Source organism: Gordonia caeni, assembly GCF_039537105.1.
Lineage (GTDB): Bacteria > Actinomycetota > Actinomycetes > Mycobacteriales > Mycobacteriaceae > Gordonia > Gordonia caeni.
Window position 1 is genome coordinate 46492 of the sequence record NZ_BAAAZW010000013.1, and the last position, 25698, is coordinate 72189.

Here is a 25698-nt window from a genome sequence, read left to right on the forward strand (position 1 = left end):
CCGCCGCACCGCACGGTGATCCATCCCACAGCGTTTCGGCTACCGTCGAGTCATGAGCACTCCCCGCATCACCCCCGGCCACCTGCGTGAGCTGGGCCCGATCAACTGGGCCATCGTCCGGGCCATGTCCCTGGCCACCGGCACCGACAACGCTCACATCTTCGCGACCCTGGGCCGCAGCAAAGGCCTGTTCCGCGGCTGGCTGCACTACTCCAGCCGGATGATGCCCTTCGGGGAACTGTCCCGGCGCGAGACCGAGATGATCATCATCCGGGTCGCCCATCTGCGGAACTGCGACTACGAACTCGACCACCACCGCCGACTGGGGGCCAAGGCCGGGATCTCGCCGGAGCAGTTCCAGCAGATCATCGACGGCCCGGACGCCGGCTGGGGCGACCGCGAGGCGGTACTGCTGCGCGCCACCGACGAGCTGGTGCGCGAGCGGGACGTCTCCGACGACACCTGGTCCGCGCTGCGCCGCCACCTGTCCGAACGCAAGGCGATCGCCCTGGTGCTGCTGGTCGGCCAGTACGACATGCTCGCCACCACCATCTCCACGCTGCGCATCGAGCGCGACGAGTTCTGAAGGCGGCGATCACCATGGCCTCTCCCGCCGAACGCCTGATGCACAACCGCGTCTTCTCGCAGCTCTATGAGCGCGCCTGGCGGCCGGTGTTCACCCGCGGTTTCAGCCTGGGAGGATCGTCGACGCTGACCTACGACCGCGCCCTGCGCGCCTATCTGGTCCGCCCGGGCGAGCGCAGTGTTCTCGACATCGCCTGCGGCCCAGGAAATTACGCGCAGGACGCCGCTCGGGGACTCACCGGCGACGGCGTCTACGTCGGCCTGGACTACTCGCAGGCCATGCTCACCCAGGCCGCCACCGCCAATCCGATCGAGCGGGGCTGCTTCGTCCGCGGCGACGCCCATCACCTGCCGTTCGCGTCGGAATCGTTCGACACCGTCACCTGCCTGGCCGCGCTGTACCTGATCCCCGATCCACTCCCCGTGCTCGACGAGATGGCGCGCGTGGTGGCGCCCGGCGGCGAACTGATCATCTTCACCTCGGTCCGCGCGTCGGTGGCCGCGCTCCCCGGCGCCGCCGCCCTCGCGGGCCTCACCGGGCTGCGCCTGTTCGGCCGGACGGAACTGCTCACCCGGCTGGCGGCGCACGAGCTGACCCAAGTGGAGCAGACGATCACCGGCGTCGGTCAGTACGTGCACGCCCGCAAGCCACTGCGCTGACCTCGACCGACTTCGTCCAGATCGGCCCCGTCCCGATCAGGGACCTATGGACTATGTCGCCGGATTTTAGGTAAGGGTACGCTATTTAGCGGAACCACTTCCTTCCAATGTCAGGAGCCGTCCATGTCCGAGACCACGCCCGCAGATCTACCCCTCGCCGCCCGCAAGGACGAGGACATGCCGGGCCACTGGCTGCTCGCCCGGATGGGCAAGCGCGTGCTGCGCCCCGGCGGACTGGAACTGACCCGACACCTGCTCGACGACGCCGCCCTGCAGGGTGCCGACGTGGTGGAGCTGGCCCCCGGCCTGGGCAAGACGGCGGCCGACATCCTCGCCGCCGGACCGAAGAGCTACGTGGGCGTGGAGGCCGACCCCGACGCCGTCACCCTGACCCAGCAGGCCATCGGCGACCGCGGCCGGCTGGTGGAGGCCGACGCCGCCGCGACCGGGCTGGACGCCGGCACCGGCGACGTGGTGGTCGGCGAGGCCATGCTGACCATGCAGTCCGAGCGCGGCAAGGATGCGATCATCACCGAGGCCTTCCGGGTGCTGCGCCCCGGCGGCCGCTACGCGATCCACGAGCTCGCCCTGGAACCGGACACCCTGAGCGACGAGCAGAAGACCGAGATCCGCAAGGCGCTCGCCCGGTCGATCAAGGTGAACGCCCGTCCGCTCACCGAGCAGGAGTGGCGCGAGCGGCTGACCGCGGCCGGCTTCGAGATCGAGCGGGTCCGCTTCGCACGGATGGCGTTGCTGGAGCCGCGCCGGGTGATCTCCGACGAGGGCCCGCTGCGTGCGCTGAAGATCGTCGGGAACGTGCTGCGCAACGGCGACGCGCGACGACGTATCCTGGGCATGCGCAGCGTGTTCCGCAAGTACCGAAACGAGCTCGCCGCCATCGAGATCATCGCCCGAAAGCCTGCCAGCCATGAGTGAGAACCCGGACGCGAACTGGTCGTACCTGACCGGCCTCGCCGAAACCAACTCCGACGGGACCGGTGATCGCCCCGACATCACCGTGGTGCACCGCGGGGACTCGGAGACCATCCTCCGGCTCTCCTTCCGCGAGGGCCAGGCGATGCGCGAGCACACCGCGGCGCATCCGATCGTGGTGCTCGGCCAGTCCGGCCGGGTCGACTTCACCGTCGAGGGCGTCACCAGTGAACTGCGCGGCGGCACGGCCGTCCGCGTGGACACCCGGATCCCGCACGCGCTGACCGCGCGCACCGACGGTGCCGCCACGCTGATCCTGGTGCACGGCCGATGACGCCCCGCCAGCGCGACCGCGTGCGCTCCCTCGTCGCCGAGGCCGCGGAACCCATCGACGCGCACACCATCGCGGCGCACCTCGAGGTGCACGTCACCACCGCCCGCTTCCACCTGAACAATCTGGTGGACGAGGGGGCGGCGGTGGCCGTGGTCCTGCCGCCGGACGGGGTGGGACGCCCGCGCATCGGCTACCGCATCGTCGTTCCGCCGCCGATCGGCGATCTGGTGGTGATGCTGATCGCCCGGCTCGGCGAGACGCCGGAGGCCCGCGAGGCGCTGGCGGCCGAGGTGGGACGCGCGTGGGCGGCCAAGCATCTGCCGCCCGGTGACCTCGACGAGGCCATCCCCGATCCGGTGGTGCTGACCGAAACCATCCTCACCCGGCTGGGATTCCGGATCACCGGCGTCGTCTCCGCCTTCGGCGACCACGAGGTCACCCTCTGCGGCTGCCCCCTGCAAGACCTGGAGGCCGAGCTGCCCGAGGTGGCCTGCGGCGTGGTCCGCGGCATCCTCGAAGCCGCGCTGGACGAGGGTTCGGCCGACCTGTCCGCGCACTACGGGGTGACCGTCCGGCCCGACAGCGGCGGCGCCTGCGAACTGCGACTCAGCCTGGCCGAACTGTCACCGGCCTCGCGCGACTGAACGCCGCCCGGCGCATCCCCGCACCGGACCCGGAACCCGCTTCCCTTCCCCCACTGCTGTGCAACCACCGCTCTACAACCATTGAGGAGATCATCATGATCCGCCGTTTCCGCCTGCTGTTGCTCACCGTGCTGGCCGTGGCCGCCGCCACCGCCGGCCTCACCCTGTCCGCACCGGCCGCGCACGCGCTGCCCGCCGATTTCACCCTCACCGCGGATGAGCCGACCGCCGACGAGCTCGGCGAGGTGATCGAGTTCCTGGTGGCCACCGATGCCTCCGACGAGGCCAAGGCCCGCAACCTGGAGGGCGGCATGGACGCGGTGGTGGTGCCCAAGACGGTGTACAACCTCGGACTGTTCCGCGCCCCGCGCGGATCCCACCAGATCACCGAGGTGACGCAGCGCAGCGGCGACACCGTGCACGCCACCCTGCAGGCCTCCTCGGCCGGCCGGCCGACGGTGAACACCACCGTCGAGTTCAAGAAGATCGACGGCAACTGGCGCCTGGCGAACAACTCGATCTGCCAGGGTGTGAAGACGGTCGGCCTGAACATCTACTGCAACGCCTGACGGCCGTGGCCCGCATCGAGGTGCGCGGACTGCGCGTCGACCTCGGCGGCCGCACCATCCTGCACGACGCCGACCTGTCGGTCGCCGCCGGTGAGCTGGTCTACCTGCTCGGCCGCAACGGCGCCGGCAAGTCGACGCTGCTGCGCAGCGTGTGCGGCATGGTGACCCCGTCCGCCGGCACCGTCACCCTCGACGGCACCCCGGTCCGCCGGCTCGGCTCGCCCGCCCGGCGGCTGGGCATGCACCTGGGCATCGAACCGGTGCACCCCGGCCACACCGCGCGCCGGCACTTACGCTGGATCGCCGCCGCGGCCGGCATCGACCGCGCCCGCGTGGACGAAGTGCTCGAGCGCACGGGGGTGGGCGCCTACGGTCAGCAGCGCATCGGCGACTACTCGCTCGGTATGCGCCAGCGGCTGGGGATCGCCGCCGCACTGCTGCCCGACGCCGGCGCACTGGTCTTCGACGAGCCGCTCAACGGTCTCGACGTGGAGGGCATCGTCTGGCTGCGCGAACTGCTGACCGGTCTCACCGCACAGGGGCGGGCGGTCCTGGTGGCCTCGCATCTGCTCAGCGAGGTGGCGCGCAGCGCCGACCGCGTGGCACTGGTGGACGACCACCGGATCGCCGCCGCCCTGTCGGTCGCCGAGTTCACCGGCGATCATCCGGATCTGGAGACGGCCTACCTGGCCGCCCTCACCGAGCCGGTGACCGCATGAGCCCGGGGTCAGCCGCCGTCGATGCCGCGGCCCAAGTGGGTCGAGGCGTGCACGCCGAACGGGTGCGCACCACCGGACTGCGCAGTTTCCTGATCCTCTGCGCCCTGCCGGCCGGGGTGGTCCTCCCACTGATCATCACCTTCGGCATCGCCGCGGTGGCCGAACGGATCTCGCGGCTGAACAGCAGCGCGATCTCGGTGAGCGCGGCCACCTCGTCGAACTCGGTCTACTGGATCATCACCTTCACCGCGGTGGTCGGTGCGCTGGCCGCCGCCTACGCGCAGGCGACCAGCATGCGCGGCCCGGCCCGGGACGTGGACCGCTACCTGTATCCGCGGTCGTGGACGTCGGCGGCGGCGCGGTGGATCTACTACGGCCTGCTCACCGCCGTCGTGAGTGCGGTGCTGGTGGCCGTCGTGATGTCGGCGCTCCCGGTGGCCTTCCCGACCGTCTACGGCGACGTGGCGCTCACCTCGCCGGCCGGGATCCGGTTCTTGATCACCGTGCCGATCTACGCCTTCTTCGCCTGCGGTCTGGGGGTGGGGCTGGCCGGGCTGATCGGCCATCCGGCCGGCACCCTCGCGATCCTGCTGTTCTGGGTGTTCGTGATGGAGGACGCCATCATCTTCGTTCCCAACGGCAGCAAGATCCAGTCGTTCATGCCGTTCCTCAACGGCGTCTGGGGCACCGGCCAGGACCTGGTGATCACTCCCCCGTGGGGCGTGACCGGGGCCCTGGTGTGGTTCGGCGCGATCTGCGCCGCCGTCTTCGTGCTCGGGGCCGCGGCCGTCGCGCTGCGCCGCCGCCCGGGCCGCCCGGCCCGGAGTCCGCGGCTGCCTCAGAACTCCCGGTAGTCGCGCACCGGCCTGCGCGGGCCGCGGCGCGGCGGGCGGACGCCGTACAGCTCGCACATCCGGATCACACGGTAGCGGTGCCCGGCGTACGGCGCCAGCAGCTCGGCCATCCCGGCGTCGTCGACGGGTTCGCCGATCAGGGTCTGCCCCACGATCGACGGCACGTGGTAGTCGCCGTAGGGCACGGCATCGGCGTCCCCGAGCGCACGGCTCCGCGCATGCGCCGCCGTCCAGGGCCCGATGCCGCGCAGCGCGGTCAGCACGCCGGCCTTGGTCTCGACGTCGACGGCGGCGGCGTTCCGGATGATCCGCATCCGCACCGGCTCCAGCCCGCTGCGATGCCAGTCGGCCTCGGTGATCTCGCGCCAGCGCGCACGCGGCGGCGGTACCCGCAGGTCACACGGCCCGGGCGCGGGTTCGCCGTAGCGGCGCAGCAGATGCCGCCAGCCCCGGTAGGCCTCCGCCGAGACCACCTTCTGTTCCATCACCGCCGGTACCAGCGCTTCCCAGACCCGGTCGGTGCGGCCGATCCGCAGGCCGCCCGCCCGGGCGGCCAGTCGCGCCACGGCGGGCGAGTCGAGCGGCAGCGAGGCCGGATCGTCGTCGGCCCCCAGCATCGCCGGGAGCCGGTCGAGCAGCCAAGCTGCGCCGGCACCCCAGGCGCGGCCCACCACCTCGCCGGCGTCGGCGGTCACCGCGACGGTGCCCGGGCCGTCCGGCGTGTGGCTGGCTCGCCACACCGAGCCGTCCGGCGCGCGCCGGTAGGCCGGATCGTGGGCGCCGCGCTGATGCACACCCAAGACCACAGCGACGTCCAGCGCGCCGGGCGGCCGCCAGCGGCGCACCAGCTCGAGGTCGGGCACGGTCACCGGTCCCGTCGAGCCGGGGCCACCGGAGGCGAGAGCTGATCGACTATGCCCAGGAAGTCCGCAACCGCCGGGTTCGGATTCTCGTCCAGGCTCGCGATCCCGACCGCCAGTCGAACAGCCGGACCGGCGAGCTCGCGAAGCACCACACCGGGCACCTGGATGGTGGCCGCACGCCCCGCCGGGATCGGCGCGACGCCGACCCCATCGGCGACGGCCCGCAGGACCAGCTCGTCGTCGGCCTCGTGGCGGACCGTGCGCGGGGTGCCCCCGGGCCAGATTCCGGCGAGCCGATCGTAGAAGCCCGGAGCGTTCTCGCGCGGCCACAGCACCATCGGCTCACCGTCGAGGTCCCGCGGGTCGATCCGTTCGGCCGCCGCCAGCGGGTGCCCGGCGGGCACCGCCAGTCGCACCGGTTCCGTATCCACCCGACGGACGGTCACCCCGTCGACGGCGTCCACCGGCTGGCGTACCACCCCGACATCGGCGGCCCCGTCAACCACCTGCCGCAGGTTCACCGCCGAGAATCCACGGTGCTCGATCACCTCGACCTCGGGACGGCGCCGGAACTCGGCGATCGCCTCGCCGACGCGCCCACCGGCCCAGGACCGCGTCAGCGCCAGCGTCAACGTTCCGCCCGCGCCCCGTGCGGCTCTCCGGATGCGCCCGGCCGCACGGTCTGCAGCGGCCAGCAGGTACTTCGCTTCGCGCACCGCCACCTCGCCCGCCGGAGTCAGCGCGATCCGGGGTCCCCTCCGGTCGAACAGTTCCACCCCCAGCTCCCGCTCGAGCACCTTGATCTGCTGGCTGAGCGCGGACTGCGCGACGAATAGTTCGGTCGCCGCACGCGTGAAGCTGAGGTGTTCGGCGACGGCCACCAGATAGCCCGCCCGCTTGAGGTTCACCCAGCGATTATAAGCAACATCGATCTCCTGATCGGAGATCTGCGTTGGACGCATCCGCCGCGGACGGCCGACGCTTGAGGGGCCCGAACCCACCCCCGGCGCCCCTCAGGAGCCCCACCCCATGACCGCACTGCACACCGCCCTGGCCGACATCGTCGGGCGGCCCCACGTACTCACCGACCCCGGCGTAGTGGCCGGCTACGTCACCGACTGGACCGGACACTGGCACGGTCACACCGCCGCGGTGGTCCGCCCCGCCGACACCACCGAGGTCTCGGCCGTCCTCGCCTTCTGCCACCGCACCGGACTCTCCGTGGTCCCGCAGGGCGGGAACACCGGCCTGGTCGGCGGCTCGATCCCGATGCACGGCGAGGTGGTCTTGTCGACGACGAGAATGAACCGGATCGACGAGGTCGATCCGGTCGGCCGCACCCTCGCGGCCGGAGCCGGCGTCCGGGTCGCCGAGGCCCAACGGGCCGCTGCCGAGCACGGCCTCGCCCTGGGCACCGATCTCGCCTCGCGAGAGTCGGCGACACTGGGCGGAATGGTCTCGACCAACGCCGGGGGCGTGGCGATGGTCAAGAACGGCAGCACCCGTTTCCCGGCTGCTCGGCATCGAAGCCGTCCTGGCCGACGGCCGGGTGGTGACCCGCTGGACCGCCCTCGCCAAGGACAACATCGGCTACGACCTACCCGGTCTCCTCGCCGGAGCCGAAGGCACCCTCGCCGTGCTCACCCGGGTCCTGTTGCGCCTGGTGGTCCCGGCACACGCCACCGCGACCGTCGTCGCCGGCGTCGACACCGTCGCCGACGCATTCGCCCTTCGCGACGGGATCTCGGCAGCCGGACTGACCCTCGAAGCCGGGGAACTGATGACCGCGGCCGGCCTGGACCTGGTGTGCGAGCAGCAGGGCGTGCGTCACCCGCTCGAAGCACGCACCGCCTACGCCGCGCTCTTCGAGGTCTCCGGGCCGGCCGACCCGGCAGAGCCGCTCCTCGGCGCGCTGTCCGGCGCCGACGGCATCGTCGACGCGACCCTGGCGGGCGGTCACAGTCGCCGACTGTGGCATTACCGGGAGAGCCACACCGAATCGGTGGCGGCCGCCTCGTCGACACCTGTGCTCAAACTCGACATCGCCGTGCCCCTCCGGGGGATGCAGAGCTTCCTCGACGAGCTCTCCAGCCTGCTGCACAACGACTTTCCCGGCGTCCGGCCGATCTGTTTCGGGCATTTCGTGGATGGGAACGTCCACGTGAATCTGCTCGACGTACCGGCACACCGACGCGATCGGGTGACCGATGCGGTGCTGCAGGCGGTGGCCCGCTTCGGCGGCAGTATCAGCGCCGAGCACGGCGTCGGGCGCGCCAAACTACCGTGGATCGGACTGGGCCGCGCCGACGTCGACCGGCAGGTCATGGCATCGGTCCGGACCGCCTTCGACCCGACCGCGGTCCTCAATCCACACATCCTCCGATTCTCCTGAGCACGATTCGGCGAGTGATTCTGTGCCGTGCCGCCCCCCTCTTGTGCCGATCTGCGGCATCGGCCGGTGGCGGCGACGCGGCGACCGTAAGCTCGATCCGACACCGCTTGCGCCGGAGTCGGATTCGGCAGTGCCCTCCTACGGGCGATGTTCGGCACCGTCGACCGGCCAAGGGCCGACCACTCTGAAGGGAACTACTGCGCAATGTGCACTCGTGTGATCTGGCCGGATGCCGACGGCTCCGTCATCGTCGGCCGCAACATGGACTTCCACCAGGATCTTCACACCAACCTCTGGAAGCTGCCCCGCGGGATCAAGCGCAACGACCGCGTCGAAGGCGAACTGAAGTGGACGGCCAAGTACGGCAGCGTGATCGCCGGCGTGTACGACATCCTCTCCACCGACGGCGTCAACGAGAAGGGTCTGGCCGGGCACATCCTGTGGCTGGCCGAGTCGGACTACGGCACGCCCGACGATTCGCGGCCGCAGCTGGCCATGTCGGTGTGGCTGCAGTACTACCTGGACAACTTCGCCACCGTCGGCGAAGCCGTCGCCTGGTCGGAGAAGAATCAGCCGCAGGTGATCCCGATGGCCGATCCGACCGGCAAGAGCACGCCGGCGCTGCACCTGGCGCTCGACGATGCCAGCGGCGACTCGGTGATCTTCGAGTACATCGACGGCGAGCTGCACATCTACCACAGCCGCGACTACCAGGTGATGACGAACTCCCCCACCTACGACAAGCAGCTCGAGCTGGTGAAGCAGTACCAGAACCTGGGCGGTGACAAGCCGCTGCCGGGCACCTGCGACGCCGCCGACCGGTTCGCGCGCGCTCTGTACTACGTCAAGGATCAGCCGGTGCCGACCTCGCAGGTTCAGGCGATGGCCGCGATGCTCAGCATCATCCGCAACTGCGCCCAGCCGTTCCGTAACCCGGAGCCGGGCAAGCCCGATGCCTCCCAGACGCTGTGGCAGGTGGTGATCGACCTGACCAACCTGCGGTACGCGTTCGAGTCGTCCACCCGCCCCAATCTGGTGTGGGTGGATCTGAAGGACCTCGACTTCTCCGAGGGGTCCGGGGAGGCCAAGCTGGATCTGCTCAGCGACCTCGCCCTCGAGGGCGGCATCGCCGGCGAGGTGCACAAGCACTTCAAGAAGCACCACAAGTTCCACATCGTCTCGATCGAACAGGCCAAGCTCATCGGCGAAGCCGTCGTCGAAGCGGGCAAGGCCCTCGGCGGCGTGAAGTCGGCCGAGAGCCGGGCGCAGAAGGTTCAGGACCACGTCCAGGCCAAGCTCGCCGAGTTCGTCGACGCCGAGTAGTTCCGGCCGCGACGGCCCCGCCCCTGCGCCCGCAGGAGCGGGGCCGTCGTCGTAGGCGGACCGGTCCTCAGACCGCCGACTTCTTCGCCCACAACCGGCGGGTGACGAAGGGCGCGAGGACGCTCGCGATCATCATGCAGATGGCCATGCTCAGTAGCGACAGGGCGGCGTTGGTGCCCAGTCCGCCGAGTTCGTGGTCCTCGGTGATGGCGCCGCTGACCGCGACGAATCCCATCGACCCGGGCACCATGAGCCAGAAGGTGGGCAGGAACATCACCAAGACGCTGGGCTTGCTCTTGGCATGTGCGTTGACCGCCCAGGCCAGCAGGAGGGCGGTGCCCAGTGCCACGCCGCCGGCGAAGGCGGGGTTGATCTTGGTCTGCAGAAGCTCGTTGAGCCAGAAGGTGCCGAAGGCGAAGACGACGGTCCACACCCACACCCTGCGGGGCGTACAGAGGTACAGGATGTTGCCGATCGCGAAGATCGGGGCGGCGATCCAGAGCACCCACGACGGCGCCTGCGTGCTGGTGAGGTCCTGAAGGTCGCGCGCGGGCAGCCCGACGATGTCGATGGCCAGTGCCAGCCCGAAGGCCATCGAGAGCAGCACCACGAGCGCGGAGACCAGCCGCGTCGCACCGGCGATCATGTCGCCGGTGGTGAGCTCGATCAGCGCGGTGGTCAGCGCCGCACCGGGGATCAGGGTCACCACCGGGATCACGGCGAGCCGGACCGGATCGTCGAGTCCGCCGTGCACCGCCCACAGCGTGATCGCCAGGGCCGACAGGAAAGTGAGCAGGACTGGCATGAGCGCGGCCAGCGTTCCCTTGACGCTGCTCCACAGCAGGATCGCCGCGATCGGGATCGAGATCACCACGGCCGCGATCGTCGCCGAGAAGCTCATGCGGAAGCACAGTGCGAACCCCAGCGCCATCAGCAGATAGCCCAGGATGCGGACGAACGGGTTGACCGGCGGTGGGGCGACGGAGATCGTCTGCAACCGCTTCAGCGCCTGCGTGACCGGCAGCGCCGCGGCACGCAGCTTGTCGACCAGTGATTCGGTGTCGGCGATCTGGTCGAACCGGAACATGGTGCCCGTGTTCGCCACGGCCACCTTGCCCTGCTTCTTGTCGAGAGCGATCAGGTAGGTGGCGAAGACCTCCGCGGAGATGTCGTAGTCGTAGGCCTCGCAGATCTCCCGGATCACCTGCTGGGTCATCGGCACCGGATACGACGACCGGTTGAGCGCCTCCCCCACGTCCGCGACCAGCGTCAGCATCTGTCCGTCGTCGTCGGCGCCGTCGTCCGCCACACCCTCACCCCATCCCTGCCGCAAGCAGTCTCTCGCACATACGGTTTCGGTTCCGCTCCATCGCCGGGCGATGGAGCGGAACCGAACTGTGAACCGAACCGGAAGTTCTCCTGGCGGCTACAGGTTGATCATGTGACCGATGGCGCCGTGGAAGGTCTCCTGCAGCGCCTCACTCATCGTCGGATGGGTGTGGACGTTGCGCGCCAGTTCCTTGGCGGTCAGGTCCCACTTCTGCGCGAGAGTCAGCTCGGGCAGCATCTCGGAGACGTTGTCGCCCACCAGATGTCCACCGAGCAGCTCGTCGGTCTGGGCGTCGGTGATCAGCTTGGCGAAACCGGCGGTGGCCCCCAGGCCCAGCGCCTTGCCGTTGGCCGAGAACGGGAACTTGGTGACCGTGACGTCGTAGCCCTCGTCCCGCGCCTGGGCCTCGGTGAGCCCGAAGGAGGCCACCTGCGGCTGGCAGAAGGTGGCGCGCGGCATCATCCGGTAGTCGCCGAGCGTCATGGTCTCGGCGCCGGCCATGGTCTCGGCGGCGACGACACCCTGCGCCTCGGCCACATGGGCCAGCATCAGCTTGCCGGTCACGTCACCGATGGCGTAGATCCCCGGCACGTTGGTGCGCATGTGGTCATCGATGGCGATGGCACCGCGATCGGTGAGCTCCACCCCGGTCTTCTCCAGGCCGAAACCCTCGGTGCGCGGGGCGAAGCCGACCGACATGAGGACCTTGTCGACGGTGAGGCTGCCTTCGCCGCCCTTGGGGTCCTTGTAGGTGACGACCACCTGCGAACCCTGGTCGTCGACCGCCTGCACGGCGGTGCCGGTGAGGATCTTGACGCCCAGCTTCTTGTACTGCTTGGCGATCTCCTTGGAGACCTCCTCGTCCTCGTTGGGCAGGACCCGAGGCAGGAACTCGATGATGGTGACGTCGACGCCGTAGTTGGCCAGGACGTAGCCGAACTCCATGCCGATCGCACCGGCGCCGACGATGGCGATGGAACCGGGCAGCTCACGGGTGAGGATCTGCTTCTCGTAGGTGACGACGTTGTCGGACAGTTCCACGCCCGGCAGCAGGCGGACCGTCGAACCGGTGTCGATGATGACGTTGTCGTAGGAGATGACACGGTCGCCGACGCTGATGGTCTTGTCGTCGTTGAAGACGCCGTAACCGTCGATCTCGGTGATCTTGTTCTTCTTCATCAGGAAGTGGACGCCCTTGACGATCCCGTCGGAGACCGTGCGGCTGCGGTCGAAGGCGGCACCGAAATCGAAATCCACCTCGCCGGAGATCCCGAAGAGCTTCGCCTCGTGGTTGAACACGTGCGCCAGCTCGGCGTTGCGGAGCAGCGCTTTGGACGGGATGCAGCCGACGTTCAGACAGACACCTCCCCACCACTTCTCCTCGATGACGGCGGTTTTCATGCCGAGTTGGGCGGACCGGATCGCGGCCACATACCCACCCGGCCCAGCTCCCAGGACAACGGTGTCGAAGTGTTCAGTCACGGGCACCAGCCTACTTCGCGCCGATCCGGCGCGCATGACGGTGTGGGCACCACGTCACACCTGTCCGATTTGCGGGCGACGCATCACACCCGCATCCGTTTTACGAAGTTTCGCCGTCGTTCGCACGTACGTTCGATCGGAACTTGTGCCATTCGCCGCCTCCGCGTTCCATCGCAGTTCACCCCGCCCGCCGCCGACTCCGCCTCGTCCGCCGCACCGGCCGCCAAGGCGACAAAGGCGAAAGTCCCGAGTAGGGGTCTATGGGTGATCCGTTCGGGTGGGCATACGGGAGACGCTGCGCGACACCGGGACGGCGCACCGCCTCCGGTGCAGATCGTCGGCCGGAGCCCCGTGTCCATCGATCAGATCCGGAGTCGCCATGAGTCCCGAACAGACGCGTGACCAATCGCCCCAGGGCGTGACCGGAGAGTTCGACACGCCATCGCCGGCGGTGATCCGCAAGGCGATCTCCGCCTCGGCCATCGGCAACGCCACCGAGTGGTACGACTACGGCGTCTACGCCGCCACCGCGACCTACCTGACCCACGCCTTCTTCCCGGGCAGCATGGGCGCGATCGGCACCATGCTCGGTTTCGCGATCTCCTTCGTCCTCCGTCCGCTCGGCGGCTTCATCTGGGGCCCGATCGGCGACCGGCTCGGCCGCAAACACGTCCTGGCGATCACCATCCTGCTGATCTCGATCTCCACCGCACTGATCGGCGTGCTGCCGACGCACGCGGTCGCCGGGATCTGGGCTCCGATCCTGCTGATCGCGCTGCGCGTGGTCCAGGGCTTCTCCACCGGCGGCGAGTACGGCGGCGCGGCCACCTTCATGGCCGAATACTCCCCGGACAGCAAGCGCGGGCGGTTCGGCAGCTTCCTGGAGTTCGGCACGCTCGCCGGCTTCGCCTCGGGTACCGCACTGGTACTGGTGATGAACCTGGCTCTGACCGAGGACCAGATGTACACGTGGGGCTGGCGCCTGCCGTTCCTGCTGGCCCTGCCGCTGGGTGTGGTCGGCCTGTACCTGCGGTCGCAGTTGGAGGACTCACCGGTCTTCACCGAGGTGGAGGAGCAGGCCGCCGATGCCGTCGACGTCTCGCTGTGGACCAAGCTGCGCGAGACCCTCCTCGAGTACTGGCGCCCCATCCTGATCATGTTCGGCATGGTGGTGGCGCTGAACGTGGCCAACTACACGCTGCTGGCCTACCAGCCCGAGTACTTGAAGAACACCATCGGGATGAGCGAAGACAGCGGCTCGGTCGTCGTGCTGATCGGCCAGGTGGTGATGATGTGCCTGATCCCGTTCTTCGGGCGCTGGTCGGATCGGACCGGACGCAAGCCCATGTGGTGGTGGTCGCTGGTCGGCCTGTTCGTCTTGTCACTGCCGATGTACTGGCTGATGGGCCAGGGCTTCGCCTGGGCGATCTTCGGCTTCGTGGTGCTGGGCGTGCTGTACATCCCGCAGCTGGCCACCATCTCGGCCACCTTCCCGGCGATGTTCCCCACCCAGGTCCGCTACGCGGGCTTCGCGATCTCGTACAACGTGTCCACCGCCCTCTTCGGCGGCACGGCACCGCTGGTGAACGAGGCCGTAGTCTCCAACACCGGCTGGAACCTGTTCCCCGCCGTCTACCTGATGGGCGCCTGCGTGATCGGCATGGTGGCGCTGTCGTTCCTGCGGGAGACCGCTGGCGTCTCCATCCGCGGCACCGACATCCCCGGCGAGTCGCCGGACGACGAGACCACCGGCGAGCTGGCCGGCGCAGGACCATTCAATCGTTGATTGAATAACTGATTGAACTCATGATTGAATAGCGGCATGGATCAGGTCCGACCGCGCGTCAAGACCCGCGAGCGACTCCTCGACGCCGCCGAGGAACTGCTTCTGCAGTACGGCTACGAGGCGGTCTCCGTGCGTGGGATCTGTCAGCAGGCGGAGGCCAACCCGGCGGCCGTGCACTATCACTTCGGCTCCAAGGAGCAGCTGGTCGCTGCACTGCTGGAGGCACGGCTGGCACCGGTGTGGTCCGGTCGCCTCGACGAGATCAGCTCTCGTTCGCTGACCGTCGAAGAACTGGTCGAGGCCGTCTGCGCACCGATCGACGGTCTGCTCGACGACCCCGTCGGAGCCCTCCGCCTCTCGCTGCTCTCCCGCTTCGTCCTGGCCCATCCTGAGACCCGCTGGCACGCACCCTGGTTCGGCATCGACGGATGGGCGCAGGCGCTGCAGAAGGCGCGGCCCGAGCTCGACGACGCCGAGGCCCGCCGCCGCTGCCGCTTGGCCTTCGCGCTGCTGATGGCGCAGTTGGCGCCGGGAGCACCACTGCCCCCGCCCGTCGCAGCCGGGTTGCGTGCCTTCCTCATCGCCGGTCTCTCCACCTGAGCAGCCCCCAGCCCCGTTTCCCAGCCCCGTCCCAGCCCTTAGGACTCGCCATGACCTCTCCCGCCCCCGATCCGTTCGCCCCCGCACAGCTGGGCCCGCTGCATCTGCGCAATCGCCTGATCAAGTGCGCCACCTTCGAGGGCATGACGCCCGACGCGGTGGTCACCGATGAGCTGATCGAGTTCCACCGCGAGCACGCCGCCGGCGGTGTCGCAATCAGCACGGTCGCCTACTGCGCCGTCTCCCCGGAGGGCCGGACCGACCGGCACCAGATCTGGATGCGCGACGAAGCGGTCCCCGGTCTGCGACGCCTGACCGATGCGATCCACTCCGAGGGCGCACTGGCGGCGGCCCAGCTGGGGCATGCGGGCGCGGTGGCCAACTCGGTGTCCAACCGCGCCAAGGCCCTCGGTCCGGGCGCCATCCCGGCGCCCATGGGCATGTCCCTGACGCAGAAGCTGGACGTCGACGACATCCCGGCGCTGCGCGCGAAGTTCGCGACCGCGGCCCGCCTCGCCGTCGACTCCGGGTTCGACGCACTGGAGATCCATTGCGGGCACAACTATCTGATCAGCTCGTTCCTCTCCCCGCTGCTGAACCACCGCCGCGACGCCTACGGCGGCTCGCTGGTCAACCGGGCGCGGCTGGCCCGCGAGGTGATCGAGACCGTCCGGGAAACGGTCGGTCCGGACGTGGCCGTCTGGGCCAAGCTCAACATGTACGACGGTGTCGGCCGGCCCGGTCCGGGACGCGGCCCGAAGCCGTGGCGCGGCTTCAACGTCGACGAGGCGTGCGAGACCGCCCGGCTGCTGGAAGCCGACGGCCACCTGGACGCCATCGAGCCGACGGCCGGCAGCTCGCTGCTGAACCCGATGTACCTGTTCCACGGCGAGGCCCCCCGACAGGCTTTCGCCGCGGCCTTCTCCGGCCCCATGCGCGCCGGGCTCAAAGCGGCCGGCCCGGTGTTCCTGAAGCACTACCCGTACCGCGACGCCTACCTGCTGCCGCTGGCGGCGGAGCTCCGCAAGGCGGTCGCACTGCCGATCATCTACCTCGGCGGGGTCACCGACCGGGCGAGCATCGAGCTGGCCATGCGGGAGGGCTTCGACTTCGTGGCGATGGCCCGGGCGCTGCTGCGCGAGCCGGATCTGCCGCGCCGCATGGCGGCCGATCCGTCGACGATCTCGCGGTGCACCCACTGCAACCTGTGCATGCCGACCATCTACTCGCAGACCCGCTGCCCCATCCGCACCGGTGAGGTCCCCGACCCGGTGGCCTGAGGCCGCTCCGCCCCGCCCGAGGTGAACCCAGCACTCGGCCGCGAACCCAGCGCTCGCGACTGCTGGGTTTGCCGACCGACGCTGGGTTTGCCGACTGGCGCTGGGTTCGCCGACCGGCGAGACCGATAGCCTGGGCGGATGGACACCGACCCGCATCTCTGGCTGGAAGACGTCACCGGCGAGCAGGCGCTCGCCTGGGTGCGAGAGCGCAACGAACCGACGGTCGCCGACCTGACGTCGTCACCCCGGTTCGACCGGCTGCGCGAGGAAGCACTGGAGGTCCTCGACACCGACGACAAGATCCCGTACGTCCGGCGCCGCGGCGACTACCTCTACAACTTCTGGCGCGACGCGAAGAACCCGAAGGGGCTGTGGCGCCGCACCACCGCCGAGTCGTACCGCACCCCCGAGCCGGAGTGGGACGTGCTGATCGACGTGGACGAGCTGGCCCGCAGCGAGGACGAGAACTGGGTGTGGGCCGGGGTCGCCCTGTGCTTCGGCAGCTACGACCGCGCGCTGGTCTCGCTGTCCCGGGGCGGTGCCGACGCCTCGGTGGTGCGCGAGTTCGACGTCCTCACCCGCGACTGGGTGACGCCCGAGGACGGCGGCTTCACCCTGCCCGAAGCCAAGTCGTCCGTCGGCTGGATCGACCGGGACACCGTGTACGTGGGCACCGATTTCGCCCGGACCCCCGACGGCGAACCCGCGCTGACCACCTCCGGCTATCCGCGGACGGCGCGGCGCTGGGAGCGCGGGACCGCTCTGGACGAGGCGCCCACCGTCTTCGCCGGCGAGGTCACGGACGTGGCCGCGGGCGCCGCCTTCGACCACACTCCCGGCTTCGAGCGGCACTTCTTCTCCCGCTCCACCGACTTCTTCAACTCGCTGAACTACGAGTTGATCGACGGCGTCCCGGTGCTCATCGACGTCCCCACCGACGCGCACTTCTCGGTGCGCCGCGACTTCCTGACGGTGCTGCCGCGCTCGGAGTGGACCGTGGACGGGGTGACCCATCCCGCCGGGACGCTGCTGGTGTTCGACTACCCGGCCTTCCTGGCCGGCGACCGCAGCCACCGGGTGCTGTTCGCCCCGGACGCGCACACCAGCCTGCAGGACTACGCCTTCACCCTCTCCCGGCTGGTACTGGTGACCCTGCACGACGTCGCCACCCGGGTGGAGCTGCGCACCCTCGGCGACTGGGAACCGGCCCCGATCAGCGGACTGCCCGAGCTGGCCACGCTCGCGGTGATCGACACCGATCCCGACGAGACCGACGAGATCTGGCTGTCGGCGAGTTCCTTCACCCAGGCGCCCAGCCTGCTGTCCGGTGACGCGACCAGCGCAGTGAGCGTGGTGAAGTCGACCCCGGAGTTCTTCGACGCCGCCTCCGTGTCCACCCGGCAGTTCTTCGCCACCTCCGACGACGGAACCCAGATCCCCTACTTCGTCGTGATGCGCGACGATGCCGGCGACGGTCCGCGCCCGACGCTGCTGTACGGCTACGGCGGCTTCGAGAACTCGCTGACGCCCGGCTACTCGGCGATCGCCGGCCGCAACTGGATCAGCCACGGCGGGATCTACGTGATCGCGAACATCCGCGGCGGCGGCGAGTACGGCCCGCAGTGGCACACACAGGCCCGCAAGGCCGGCCGCCACCTGGTCTACGAAGACTTCGCGGCCGTCGCCCGCGACCTGGTGGACCGCGGGCTGACCACCACCGAACAGCTTGCGGCGCAAGGCGGTTCGAACGGCGGCCTGCTGATGGGCGTGATGCTGACCAGCTACCCGGAGCTGTTCGGCGCGCTGGTCTGCCAGGTTCCGCTGATCGACATGAAGCGCTACCACCTGCTGCTGGCGGGCGCGTCGTGGATGGCCGAGTACGGCGATCCCGACGACCCGGAGGAGTGGGCGTTCATCAGCGAGTACTCGCCGTATCAGCGGGTCTCGCGCGACGCGCGCTATCCGCACCTGCTGGTCACCACCTCCACCCGCGACGACCGCGTGCACCCCGGGCACGCCCGCAAACTGGTCGCCCGGCTGGAGGAGATGGGCCATCCGGTCGCCTACTACGAGAACATCGAGGGCGGCCACGGCGGAGCCGCCGACAACGCGCAGGCGGCCTTCAAATCGGCGCTGGCCTACGAGTTCCTCTGGCGCACCGTCGGCGCCGCCGGCGACTGAGCGCCGCACCGCCGTGGAGTCCCGGCCGCCGCTGACCGAAGCCTTGCACCGGCTGGCGACGATCACGCCCTACTTCGAGTTGCGACACGGCCGCGCCGAGGCGACGCGTGGACGCCCGTCGGCGCTGCTGCGCACCCCCGAGGTGGCCGCGGAACGGTTCGACGAGGCCGCCGCCGCCCTGGGCACCGCCGAGCGCCGGGTCGCGGTGTCGTGGGTGTTCCTGGACTGGGCGGCGCGCCTGTGGTCGGTAGCGCTGGGCACCGCCCTGCTCACCGGACGGAGTGTGGCACTGGATCCCGAGCGGCTGCGGTTCAGCCGGGACGACGGCTTCACCGTCCTGCACATGGCCGCACCGACGCCAGGCGGCACCCCGGCCGGCGAGGTGATCGACGGCCATCTGGCACCGCTGGTGAGCGCGTGGGGCCACCTGGCCGCCCCGGGCCTGCTGTGGGGGAATGCCGCATCGTGTCTGGTGACCGCAGGATCGTTGCTCGGCGACGATGCCGAGCCGCTGGTCGCCGCGGCACTGACCGATCGGCGCCTGGCCGGGGCGCTGGACGCGCGGACCCACCGGCGGCGGAGCTGCTGCCTGTTCTACCGGAGTGCGACCGGCGGCTACTGCGGCGACTGCGCACTCACCGCACGCGACTGACCCGTCTCGGCCCGCTCAGCGGCGGCCGACCACCAGCATGGCGACCGCCGCGATCAGGGTGACCGCCAGTCCCACGGCGGCGACGACCCACGAGGTGACCGTCAGCCCGTGCAAGACGTCCCCGGCCACCACCTTGACCGTCTGCTGGGTGCTCAGGTCACTGCCGGAGACGCTGTCGGCGGCCCGGCTCTGCAGGTACTGCGATGCCAGGACGCTCACCACCCCGGCCAGGATCGCGCCGAGACCGAGCCAGGCCACCACGGCCGACCGGTTGCGCCCCAGGACGAGCGCGATGAGGGCCGCGATCGCGGCGACGAGCAGCGACAGCCAGCCGATCAGCGTCACCTGGCGGCCGGTCTCGACCATCGAGCCGGCGGTGAGCCGGCTTTGGTCCACCTCGATGGTGAGGGCGTGATCGATCCGCACGGGAACCGGCGACTGGCTGAGGACCTGGTTCACCATCGGGGTGATGTCCAGATCCATCTCGTGCGGACTGGTGCCCGGCGCGGGCTCGGTGAACAGCCATTCGTGCTGCTGCCGCGCGATCTCGGTGAAGTCGGTGACGAAGGCCGGGCTCTGCGTGTACGAGGTCGCCAGCGGCGCGACCGCCGCACCGGCGATCGGCAGGTCGGTGGACTGGGCCACCTCGTCGGCGATCTGGGCGGCGAAGAACTCCTGGACCTCGGGCTTCTCCGCGGCGCGCGAGGCCGCGTCGGCGAAGCCGTCGGCGGAGACCACGTGCACGGTCGACCACATGGTCGGCACCGCGACGATCATCGCGGCGGCCGCAAGCAGGACGAACAGGACGGTCAGCAGCGAACGCACGAGAAGCCGATCACTCGCCGATGGTGTCGCGTGCGCGGGCGACGATCAGCGGATCCGGTTCGCCGACCAGCTCGTGGTCCTTGCCGTCGTACTCGTGCAGACTCAGGACCTGACGCATGGCATTGAGCCGCGCACGCTTCTTGTCGTTGCTCTTGACCACGGTCCACGGCGCCCAATCGGTGTCGGTCTTGGCGAACATGTTCTCCTTGGCATCGGTGTACGACTGCCAACGGTCGAGCGAGGCCAGGTCCATCGGCGAGAGCTTCCACTGCCGCACCGGATCGATCTGGCGGATCGCGAACCGGGTCCGCTGCTCCAGCGGCGTCACCGAGAACCAGAACTTGACCAGGTTGATGCCGTCGTCCACCAGCATCTTCTCGAAGGCGGGGGCCTGCTCCAGGAACTGCGCGTACTGGTCGGGGGTGCAGAAGCTCATCACCCGTTCCACACCGGCGCGGTTGTACCAGGAGCGGTCGAAGAAGACCATCTCGCCGGCGGCGGGCAGGTGCTGCACGTAGCGCTGGAAGTACCATTCGGTGGCTTCGCGCTCGGTCGGCTTCTCCAGCGCCACGGTGCGCGCACCACGGGGATTGAGGTGCTCGTTGAAGCGTTTGATGGTGCCGCCCTTGCCGGCGGCGTCCCGGCCCTCGAAGACCATCAGGTGCCGGATGCCGTTCTGCTTGGACCACTTCTGCAGCTTCAGCAGCTCCACCTGGAGTCGCCGCTTGTCCGACTCGTACTCGGTGCGGTCCATCCGCTCGTCGTACGGGTAGTCCTCACGCCAGGTGTCGACGACGTTCCGCTGCGGCAGCGTCAGCAGAATCGGGTCGTCGTCATCGTCGTCGACCACGACGAATCCGCTGGTGTCGTTCAGATCGACGATGTTCTGGAGCGCCTTGCGACCGGAGACCTTGCTCAGGTCGTCACCGATCCCCAACTCGCTCACGGAGAGGTAGTCATCCACGGCTTCACTCTATCGTCCGTTCGGCCGGGACGGACGGCCGGAAGACTCGGGAAGGGGCCCAAAGCCCCTCCCCGAGCGCGACCGGTCACTCCTTGGCGCGCTTCTCCGACTCGGCGGTGAGACCCTTCTTCGCGGTGTCGGCGGCCTTCTTCTGCCCCTGCTTCACCAGCAGACCGGGCAGCTTGATCTTCAGGTCGACGGTGAGCTCGAACTTGACGTGAGTCTTGTTGTCGCCGACGGCGGACAGCGTGTAGCTGCCCTCCTGCTCGGCCAGCTGCGAGCTCTCCACCAGGCTCCACGCGCACACGTTGTCGGTCCACGTGTAGGACAACTGCTGATCGTCGTTGATGCCGATCATGCCGACCGAGACCGACACCTTGTCCGGGGTGCCGTCGTCGTGCGTGGTGAGCACTTCGGCGGCACTGTGGGCGCTGGACCAGTCGGGCAGCGCCGGAATGTCCTGCAGGACCTCCATCACCACGGCGAGGGGGGCGTTGATATCGAACTCTTTGGAAACGGAGACAGCCATGGGAAGAATCTACCCCGCGCGCCGATCAACCGAGCAGGTATCGGTCACGCAGCCGGTCCTGGCCCGCGGCGTCGATTCCGAGCCCCTGCGCGAAGTATCCGGCAACGTCCCCGTAGGCCTTCGCTACCTCGGCGAAGGCGGCATCGAGGTACTCGCGCCGTACGCCCAGCAGCGGACGCAAGGCCTCCGGATCGCCACCGGCAGCGGCGAACTCGTCGAACAGCGGGGCCAGCGACGGCAGCAGGCGCTCGTTGGTCTCCAGATAGTCGTGGTAGACGGCGTCGCGGTCGACGCCCATCAGACTCAGGAAGCCGGCGGCCGCCCACCCGGTGCGGTCCTTGCCCGTGGTGCAGTGGAACAGCGCGGGCCCGGAGTCTTCGCCGAGCAGGCCGAGGTAGAAGCGGCGATAGGAGTTCTTGGCGCTGGGCATGGTGACCAGATCGCGGTAGGTCCCGGCGATGAAGTCGGCGGACTTGCCGGCCATCTGCTTGGTGAACTCGGCGACGACCGTCGGATCGGCGAGGATCTTGTTGAGGTTGCCGGGGATGGCGTGCTTGGAGTCGGCCAGGACGTCCAGCGGAACATCGGTCACACCGGCGAGCGCCGGGTCGGGCAGCGCCTGCCGCTCGGCCTCCGAGCGCAGATCGTAGATGGTGCGCAGGTCCAGTCCGGCCAGGGCGGCCTGAGCGTCGTCGGCCACGTTGCGGAAATCGGTGGAGCGGAAGAGCTTGCCGGACTTCACGGTTCGGCCGTCGGCAGTAGACCAGCCGCCCAGGTCGCGCAGATTCGGCAGTGCGGGAACGGGACTGGGGGCGGGCAGTGCCGCCGGAGCCTGAGTCATAGGACTCATTATGCCGCCGACCACCGGTCCGCACCGGGGTCAGGCAGGTGCGAACTGGGTCCGGTACAACTCGGCGTAACGTCCGCCGCGCTCCAGCAGGCTGTGGTGGTCGCCGCGCTCGGCCACGCGCCCGTCCTCGAGCACGACGATCTGGTCCGCGGCCCGGATGGTGGACAACCGGTGGGCGATCACCAGTGAGGTGCGACCGACCAGAGCCTCGGCGAGCGCCTCGGCCACCGCCGCCTCCGACGTGGAATCCAGATGGGCGGTGGCCTCGTCCAGGATCACCACTGCGGGCCGGGCCAGCAGCAGCCGGGCGATCGTGAGGCGCTGGCGCTCACCCCCGGACAGGCGGTAGCCGCGTTCGCCGACCACGGTGTCCAGGCCGTTCGGCAGCGCGCGCACCAGCTGCTCGAGGCGGGCCCGTTCCAGTGCCGACCACAGCTCGTCGTCGGAGGCGCCCGGGCGGGCCAGGGCGAGGTTGGCGCGCACGGTGTCGTGAAACAGGTGCCCGTCCTGGGTCACCAGGCCGACGGTGGCGTGCACCGAGGCCGCCGTCAGGTCGCGCACGTCGGCGCCGTTGAGGGTCACCGCGCCGGAGTCGACGTCGTACAGTCGGGTGGCCAGGGCGGCGATGGTCGACTTCCCCGCCCCGGAACTGCCGACCAGGGCCACCATCGAGCCCGCCGGCACGTCGAGGTCGACGCGGTGCAGCACCTCGGCGCCGCCCCGGCTGTCCAGTTGCGCGACCTCCTCGAGGGAGGCCAGCGACACCTTGTCGGCGGCCGGATAGGCGAAGGACACGTCGTCGAACCGCACGGCGACGCCGCGGTCGGCACCCGGCACCGCGGTCGCGCCCGGCCGGTCGGCGATCAGCGGCTCCAGATCGAGGACCTCGAAGACCCGTTCGAAGCTGACCAGCGCGCTCATGATCTCCACGCGGGCATTGGCCAGCGCAGTCAGCGGGGCGTACATGCGGGTCAGCAACAGGGCCAGGGACACCACGGCACCGGCCGAGAGCTGGCCGGCGACCGCCAGCGCGCCGCCGAGCCCGTACACCAGGGCCAGCGCCAGCGCCGACACCAGCATCAGCGCGCTGTAGAAGTAAGTCTGCAGCATGGCCTGGCGGATCCCGATGTCGCGGACGGCGTCGGCCCGACGTGCGAACTCGGCGGACTCGTGGTCGGGCCGGCCGAACAGTTTCACCAGCGTCGCACCGGGAGCGGAGAAGCGCTCGGTCATCTGGGTCGACATCCGCGCGTCGTACTCGGCGCCCTCGCGGGCCAGGCCCGCCATCCGCCGCCCGATCCGCCGCGCCGGCACCACGAACACCGGCAGCAGCACCAGTGCCAGCAGGGTGATCTGCCAGCTGATCGCCACCATCACGCCGACGGTCAGCACCAGGGTCACCACATTCGACACCACCCCGGAGAGGGTGTCGCTGAAGGCGCGCTGAGCGCCGATCACGTCGTTGTTCAGCCTGCTCACCAGCGCACCGGTGCGGGTGCGGGTGAAGAAGGCGACCGGCATGCGCTGCACGTGATCGAAGACCGCGCGCCGCAGATCCAGGATCAGGCCCTCGCCGATGTTCGCCGACAGCCACCGGGTGCCCACCGAGGTGGCCGCCTCGGCGACGGCGATCAGGGCGATCAGCAGCGCCAGCCCTACGATCGCCCGCCCGGCTCCGGGATCTGCGGCGGAGATCAGGTTCACCACGCGCCCGGCGAGCAGCGGGGTGATCACGGTGAGGACCGCAGTGAGCACCGACAGCGCCAAGAAGATCAGGATGCGCCGGCGGTGCGGCCGGGCGAAGTCGCCGATCCGCCGCAGCGTCTCCCGGCGGTCGGCGCGGGCCTGCGCGTCCGGCGTGTGCATCGACTTGTACATGACGTCCCACGCCACCGATTCCATACTCATGCCCTAGAGTTCACTTCATCAAGTGCACTTGATGTCAAGCGAAGGGGGCGGCGGTGAACCGGATTCCGGCCGACGAGGTCTGGCTGCGCCCCGGCCAGGTGGCCGAACGCGCCGGCGTCGCCGTCTCGACGCTGCACTACTACGAGCAGTTCGGGCTGATCAGCAGCCGCCGGACCGCGGGCAACCGGCGCGAGTACCGGCGCGACACGCTCCGGCTGGTCGCCTTCATCCGCGCCTCGCAGACCCTGGGCATCCCGCTGGCGCGGATCAAGGAGGCGCTCGACGATCTGCCGCACGAGAAGCCGCCGACCCGCCGCGACTGGGCGCGGCTCGCGCAGGACTGGCGGGCCGATCTGGATCGGCGCATCGAGGCGTTGACCGCGCTGCGCGACAACCTGGCCGGCTGCATCGGCTGCGGCTGTCTGTCGCTGACAGCCTGCCCGTACGCCAACCCCGGCGACGTCCTCGGCGCGGAGGGCCCCGGCGCGCGGCGGCTCCTGCCGCCGGACAGCGACTGACTCGGGAAGCCCCTATTCAGCCGGCCACCAGATACCGGGCACGCAGTTCTTGCTGCGCGGCGGCATCGATCCCCAGAGCTTTGTCGAAGTAGTTCGACAGCCCACCCCAGCCGGATTCGACCAGCCCGAAGGCGGTGTCCAGGTAGACCTTCTGGACACCGATCATCGCGTTGATCGCGTCCTGGTGGGCACCCAGCTTGATCAGGGGAGTGGTCAGTGGTTCGAGGGCGGGCAGCAGGCGCTCGTTGGTGAGAAGGTAGTCGGTGTAGACGTCGTTCTTCGCGACCCCCAGCAGGCTCAGGAACGACGCCGCCGCCCACCCGGTCCGGTCCTTGCCGGTGGTGCAATGGAACGCCGTGGGGGTGAGGTCGTCGGCCAGCATCAGCTGGTAGAACTCGCTGTAATACTTCTGCGCGCTGTCGGACTCGATCAGCTGGCGGTAGGTGTCGATCATCATCTGCTGCGCCAGCTCCGGCGTGAGCGCCTTGATGGCCGCCGGATCGCTCACATACTTGGTCGGATTGGCGCCGCCGGTGGCCGGGACGTCTTTCAGAATGTCCAGCCACAGCGGCCCGACGTCCGGGTAGACCGGGTCCGGGCACGCCGCGCGTTCTCCGGCGGTGCGCAGATCCACCAGGGTGATCAGCCCGAGTTCACCGACGGCTTTGAGGTCGGCCGCACTGGTGTGCTCGAACTCCGCGGTGCGATAGACGGTCTTCGGCTTGACCATCTTGCCGTCGCCGGCCGGCCAGTAGCCGAGATCGCGCCAATTGGGGAGCGAGGGAAACGGACTCGGGGCACCCGGCACCGAGTCCGGGTCGGCGGCACGTTCAGTCATACGAAGGAGACTAGTCAGGAACAGCTCCTCGATGCCGAAAGCCGGCCACCGCGAGGGGTGGCCGGCTTTCGTTGCGCGT

General features: G+C 69.6%; 25 protein-coding genes and 1 pseudogene. 16 read left to right on the forward strand and 10 right to left on the reverse strand.

The window, feature by feature from the left end; translation table 11 throughout:
- The first annotated feature begins 52 nt into the window (after positions 1-52).
- From ABD732_RS17265 to ABD732_RS17300, 8 genes are all read left to right on the forward strand, one after another.
- Positions 53-586 (forward strand): carboxymuconolactone decarboxylase family protein, encoded by a 534-nt coding sequence (locus ABD732_RS17265; RefSeq protein WP_344785777.1) that lies wholly within the window; start codon positions 53-55, stop codon positions 584-586.
- A 14-nt stretch (positions 587-600) separates the two neighbouring features.
- On the forward strand, positions 601-1245 hold the full coding sequence (locus tag ABD732_RS17270) for a class I SAM-dependent methyltransferase (protein WP_344785779.1): 645 nt from the start codon (positions 601-603) through the stop codon (positions 1243-1245).
- 123 nt (positions 1246-1368) lie between these two features.
- Complete coding sequence (locus ABD732_RS17275; RefSeq protein ID WP_344785781.1) at positions 1369-2181, forward strand: class I SAM-dependent methyltransferase; 813 nt, start codon at positions 1369-1371, stop codon at positions 2179-2181.
- Positions 2174-2512 carry a cupin domain-containing protein gene (locus ABD732_RS17280; RefSeq protein ID WP_344785783.1) on the forward strand — a complete coding sequence of 113 codons (339 nt, stop codon included), beginning with the start codon at positions 2174-2176 and terminating at the stop codon, positions 2510-2512. The genes ABD732_RS17275 and ABD732_RS17280 overlap by 8 nt, the downstream gene beginning before the upstream one ends.
- Positions 2509-3156 carry a helix-turn-helix transcriptional regulator gene (locus ABD732_RS17285; RefSeq protein WP_344785785.1) on the forward strand — a complete coding sequence of 216 codons (648 nt, stop codon included), beginning with the start codon at positions 2509-2511 and terminating at the stop codon, positions 3154-3156. The genes ABD732_RS17280 and ABD732_RS17285 overlap by 4 nt, the downstream gene beginning before the upstream one ends.
- Before the next feature lie 95 nt (positions 3157-3251).
- Positions 3252-3725, forward strand: coding sequence for an MTB12 C-terminal domain-containing protein (locus ABD732_RS17290; RefSeq protein WP_344785787.1), 474 nt, complete (start codon positions 3252-3254; stop codon positions 3723-3725).
- Positions 3726-3730: 5 nt separating this feature from the next.
- Positions 3731-4444: an ABC transporter ATP-binding protein gene (locus tag ABD732_RS17295; protein ID WP_344785789.1), complete on the forward strand. Its 714-nt coding sequence runs from the start codon at positions 3731-3733 to the stop codon at positions 4442-4444.
- On the forward strand, positions 4441-5298 hold the full coding sequence (locus ABD732_RS17300) for an ABC transporter permease (RefSeq protein ID WP_344785791.1): 858 nt from the start codon (positions 4441-4443) through the stop codon (positions 5296-5298). The genes ABD732_RS17295 and ABD732_RS17300 overlap by 4 nt, the downstream gene beginning before the upstream one ends.
- Here the strand turns inward: ABD732_RS17300 and ABD732_RS17305 are convergent.
- Complete coding sequence (locus tag ABD732_RS17305; RefSeq protein ID WP_344785859.1) at positions 5283-6161, reverse strand: DNA-3-methyladenine glycosylase family protein; 879 nt, start codon at positions 6159-6161, stop codon at positions 5283-5285. The genes ABD732_RS17300 and ABD732_RS17305 overlap by 16 nt on opposite strands.
- 2 nt (positions 6162-6163) lie before the next feature.
- Positions 6164-7069, reverse strand: coding sequence for a LysR family transcriptional regulator (locus tag ABD732_RS17310; RefSeq protein WP_344785793.1), 906 nt, complete (start codon positions 7067-7069; stop codon positions 6164-6166).
- Positions 7070-7190: 121 nt separating this feature from the next.
- Here ABD732_RS17310 and ABD732_RS17315 point away from each other — a divergent pair.
- Together ABD732_RS17315 and ABD732_RS17320 are read left to right on the forward strand one after the other, a co-directional pair.
- Positions 7191-8553 (forward strand): annotated as a pseudogene (locus ABD732_RS17315) (FAD-binding oxidoreductase).
- A gap of 204 nt (positions 8554-8757) precedes the next feature.
- Complete coding sequence (locus ABD732_RS17320) at positions 8758-9876, forward strand: linear amide C-N hydrolase (protein WP_344785795.1); 1119 nt, start codon at positions 8758-8760, stop codon at positions 9874-9876.
- A gap of 67 nt (positions 9877-9943) precedes the next feature.
- Here ABD732_RS17320 and ABD732_RS17325 read toward each other — a convergent pair whose 3' ends face one another.
- Both ABD732_RS17325 and lpdA read right to left on the reverse strand, forming a co-directional pair.
- Positions 9944-11185, reverse strand: a complete 1242-nt coding sequence (locus tag ABD732_RS17325; protein ID WP_344785797.1) for a threonine/serine exporter family protein — start codon at positions 11183-11185, stop codon at positions 9944-9946.
- Between the two features lie 117 nt (positions 11186-11302).
- Complete coding sequence (gene lpdA / locus ABD732_RS17330) at positions 11303-12688, reverse strand: dihydrolipoyl dehydrogenase (protein ID WP_344785799.1); 1386 nt, start codon at positions 12686-12688, stop codon at positions 11303-11305.
- A gap of 379 nt (positions 12689-13067) precedes the next feature.
- Between lpdA and ABD732_RS17335 the strand changes: the two genes are divergently transcribed.
- The 5 genes from ABD732_RS17335 (at position 13068) to ABD732_RS17355 (ending at position 19187) form a co-directional block, all read left to right on the forward strand.
- A complete protein-coding gene (locus tag ABD732_RS17335; protein WP_344785801.1) occupies positions 13068-14474 on the forward strand; it encodes an MFS transporter in 1407 nt (468 codons plus the stop codon).
- A gap of 36 nt (positions 14475-14510) precedes the next feature.
- Positions 14511-15074 (forward strand): TetR/AcrR family transcriptional regulator, encoded by a 564-nt coding sequence (locus tag ABD732_RS17340; RefSeq protein ID WP_344785803.1) that lies wholly within the window; start codon positions 14511-14513, stop codon positions 15072-15074.
- Between the two features lie 50 nt (positions 15075-15124).
- A complete protein-coding gene (locus ABD732_RS17345) occupies positions 15125-16354 on the forward strand; it encodes an NADH:flavin oxidoreductase (RefSeq protein ID WP_344785805.1) in 1230 nt (409 codons plus the stop codon).
- Positions 16355-16492: 138 nt separating this feature from the next.
- On the forward strand, positions 16493-18535 hold the full coding sequence (locus ABD732_RS17350; RefSeq protein WP_344785806.1) for a prolyl oligopeptidase family serine peptidase: 2043 nt from the start codon (positions 16493-16495) through the stop codon (positions 18533-18535).
- A gap of 13 nt (positions 18536-18548) precedes the next feature.
- Positions 18549-19187: a (2Fe-2S)-binding protein gene (locus ABD732_RS17355; protein ID WP_344785808.1), complete on the forward strand. Its 639-nt coding sequence runs from the start codon at positions 18549-18551 to the stop codon at positions 19185-19187.
- A 15-nt stretch (positions 19188-19202) separates the two neighbouring features.
- Here ABD732_RS17355 and ABD732_RS17360 read toward each other — a convergent pair whose 3' ends face one another.
- The 5 genes from ABD732_RS17360 to ABD732_RS17380 form a co-directional block, all read right to left on the reverse strand.
- Positions 19203-20012 (reverse strand): hypothetical protein, encoded by an 810-nt coding sequence (locus tag ABD732_RS17360; protein WP_344785810.1) that lies wholly within the window; start codon positions 20010-20012, stop codon positions 19203-19205.
- Between the two features lie 10 nt (positions 20013-20022).
- The gene (gene ppk2, locus ABD732_RS17365; protein ID WP_344785812.1) at positions 20023-20976 is read right to left on the reverse strand and encodes a polyphosphate kinase 2; all 954 of its coding nucleotides are present in this window, start codon (positions 20974-20976) and stop codon (positions 20023-20025) included.
- Between the two features lie 85 nt (positions 20977-21061).
- Entirely contained in the window at positions 21062-21505 is a 444-nt protein-coding gene (locus ABD732_RS17370; protein WP_344785814.1) for an SRPBCC family protein, read from the reverse strand.
- A 25-nt stretch (positions 21506-21530) separates the two neighbouring features.
- On the reverse strand, positions 21531-22346 hold the full coding sequence (locus ABD732_RS17375) for a tyrosine-protein phosphatase (RefSeq protein WP_344785817.1): 816 nt from the start codon (positions 22344-22346) through the stop codon (positions 21531-21533).
- 39 nt (positions 22347-22385) lie between these two features.
- On the reverse strand, positions 22386-24263 hold the full coding sequence (locus ABD732_RS17380) for an ABC transporter ATP-binding protein (protein WP_344785819.1): 1878 nt from the start codon (positions 24261-24263) through the stop codon (positions 22386-22388).
- A gap of 53 nt (positions 24264-24316) precedes the next feature.
- Here ABD732_RS17380 and soxR point away from each other — a divergent pair, with 53 nt between their 5' ends.
- Entirely contained in the window at positions 24317-24781 is a 465-nt protein-coding gene (gene soxR, locus ABD732_RS17385) for a redox-sensitive transcriptional activator SoxR (protein WP_425553086.1), read from the forward strand.
- A gap of 16 nt (positions 24782-24797) precedes the next feature.
- Here the strand turns inward: soxR and ABD732_RS17390 are convergent, their stop codons facing one another.
- Positions 24798-25619, reverse strand: coding sequence for a tyrosine-protein phosphatase (locus ABD732_RS17390; RefSeq protein ID WP_344785821.1), 822 nt, complete (start codon positions 25617-25619; stop codon positions 24798-24800).
- Positions 25620-25698 lie beyond the last annotated feature (79 nt).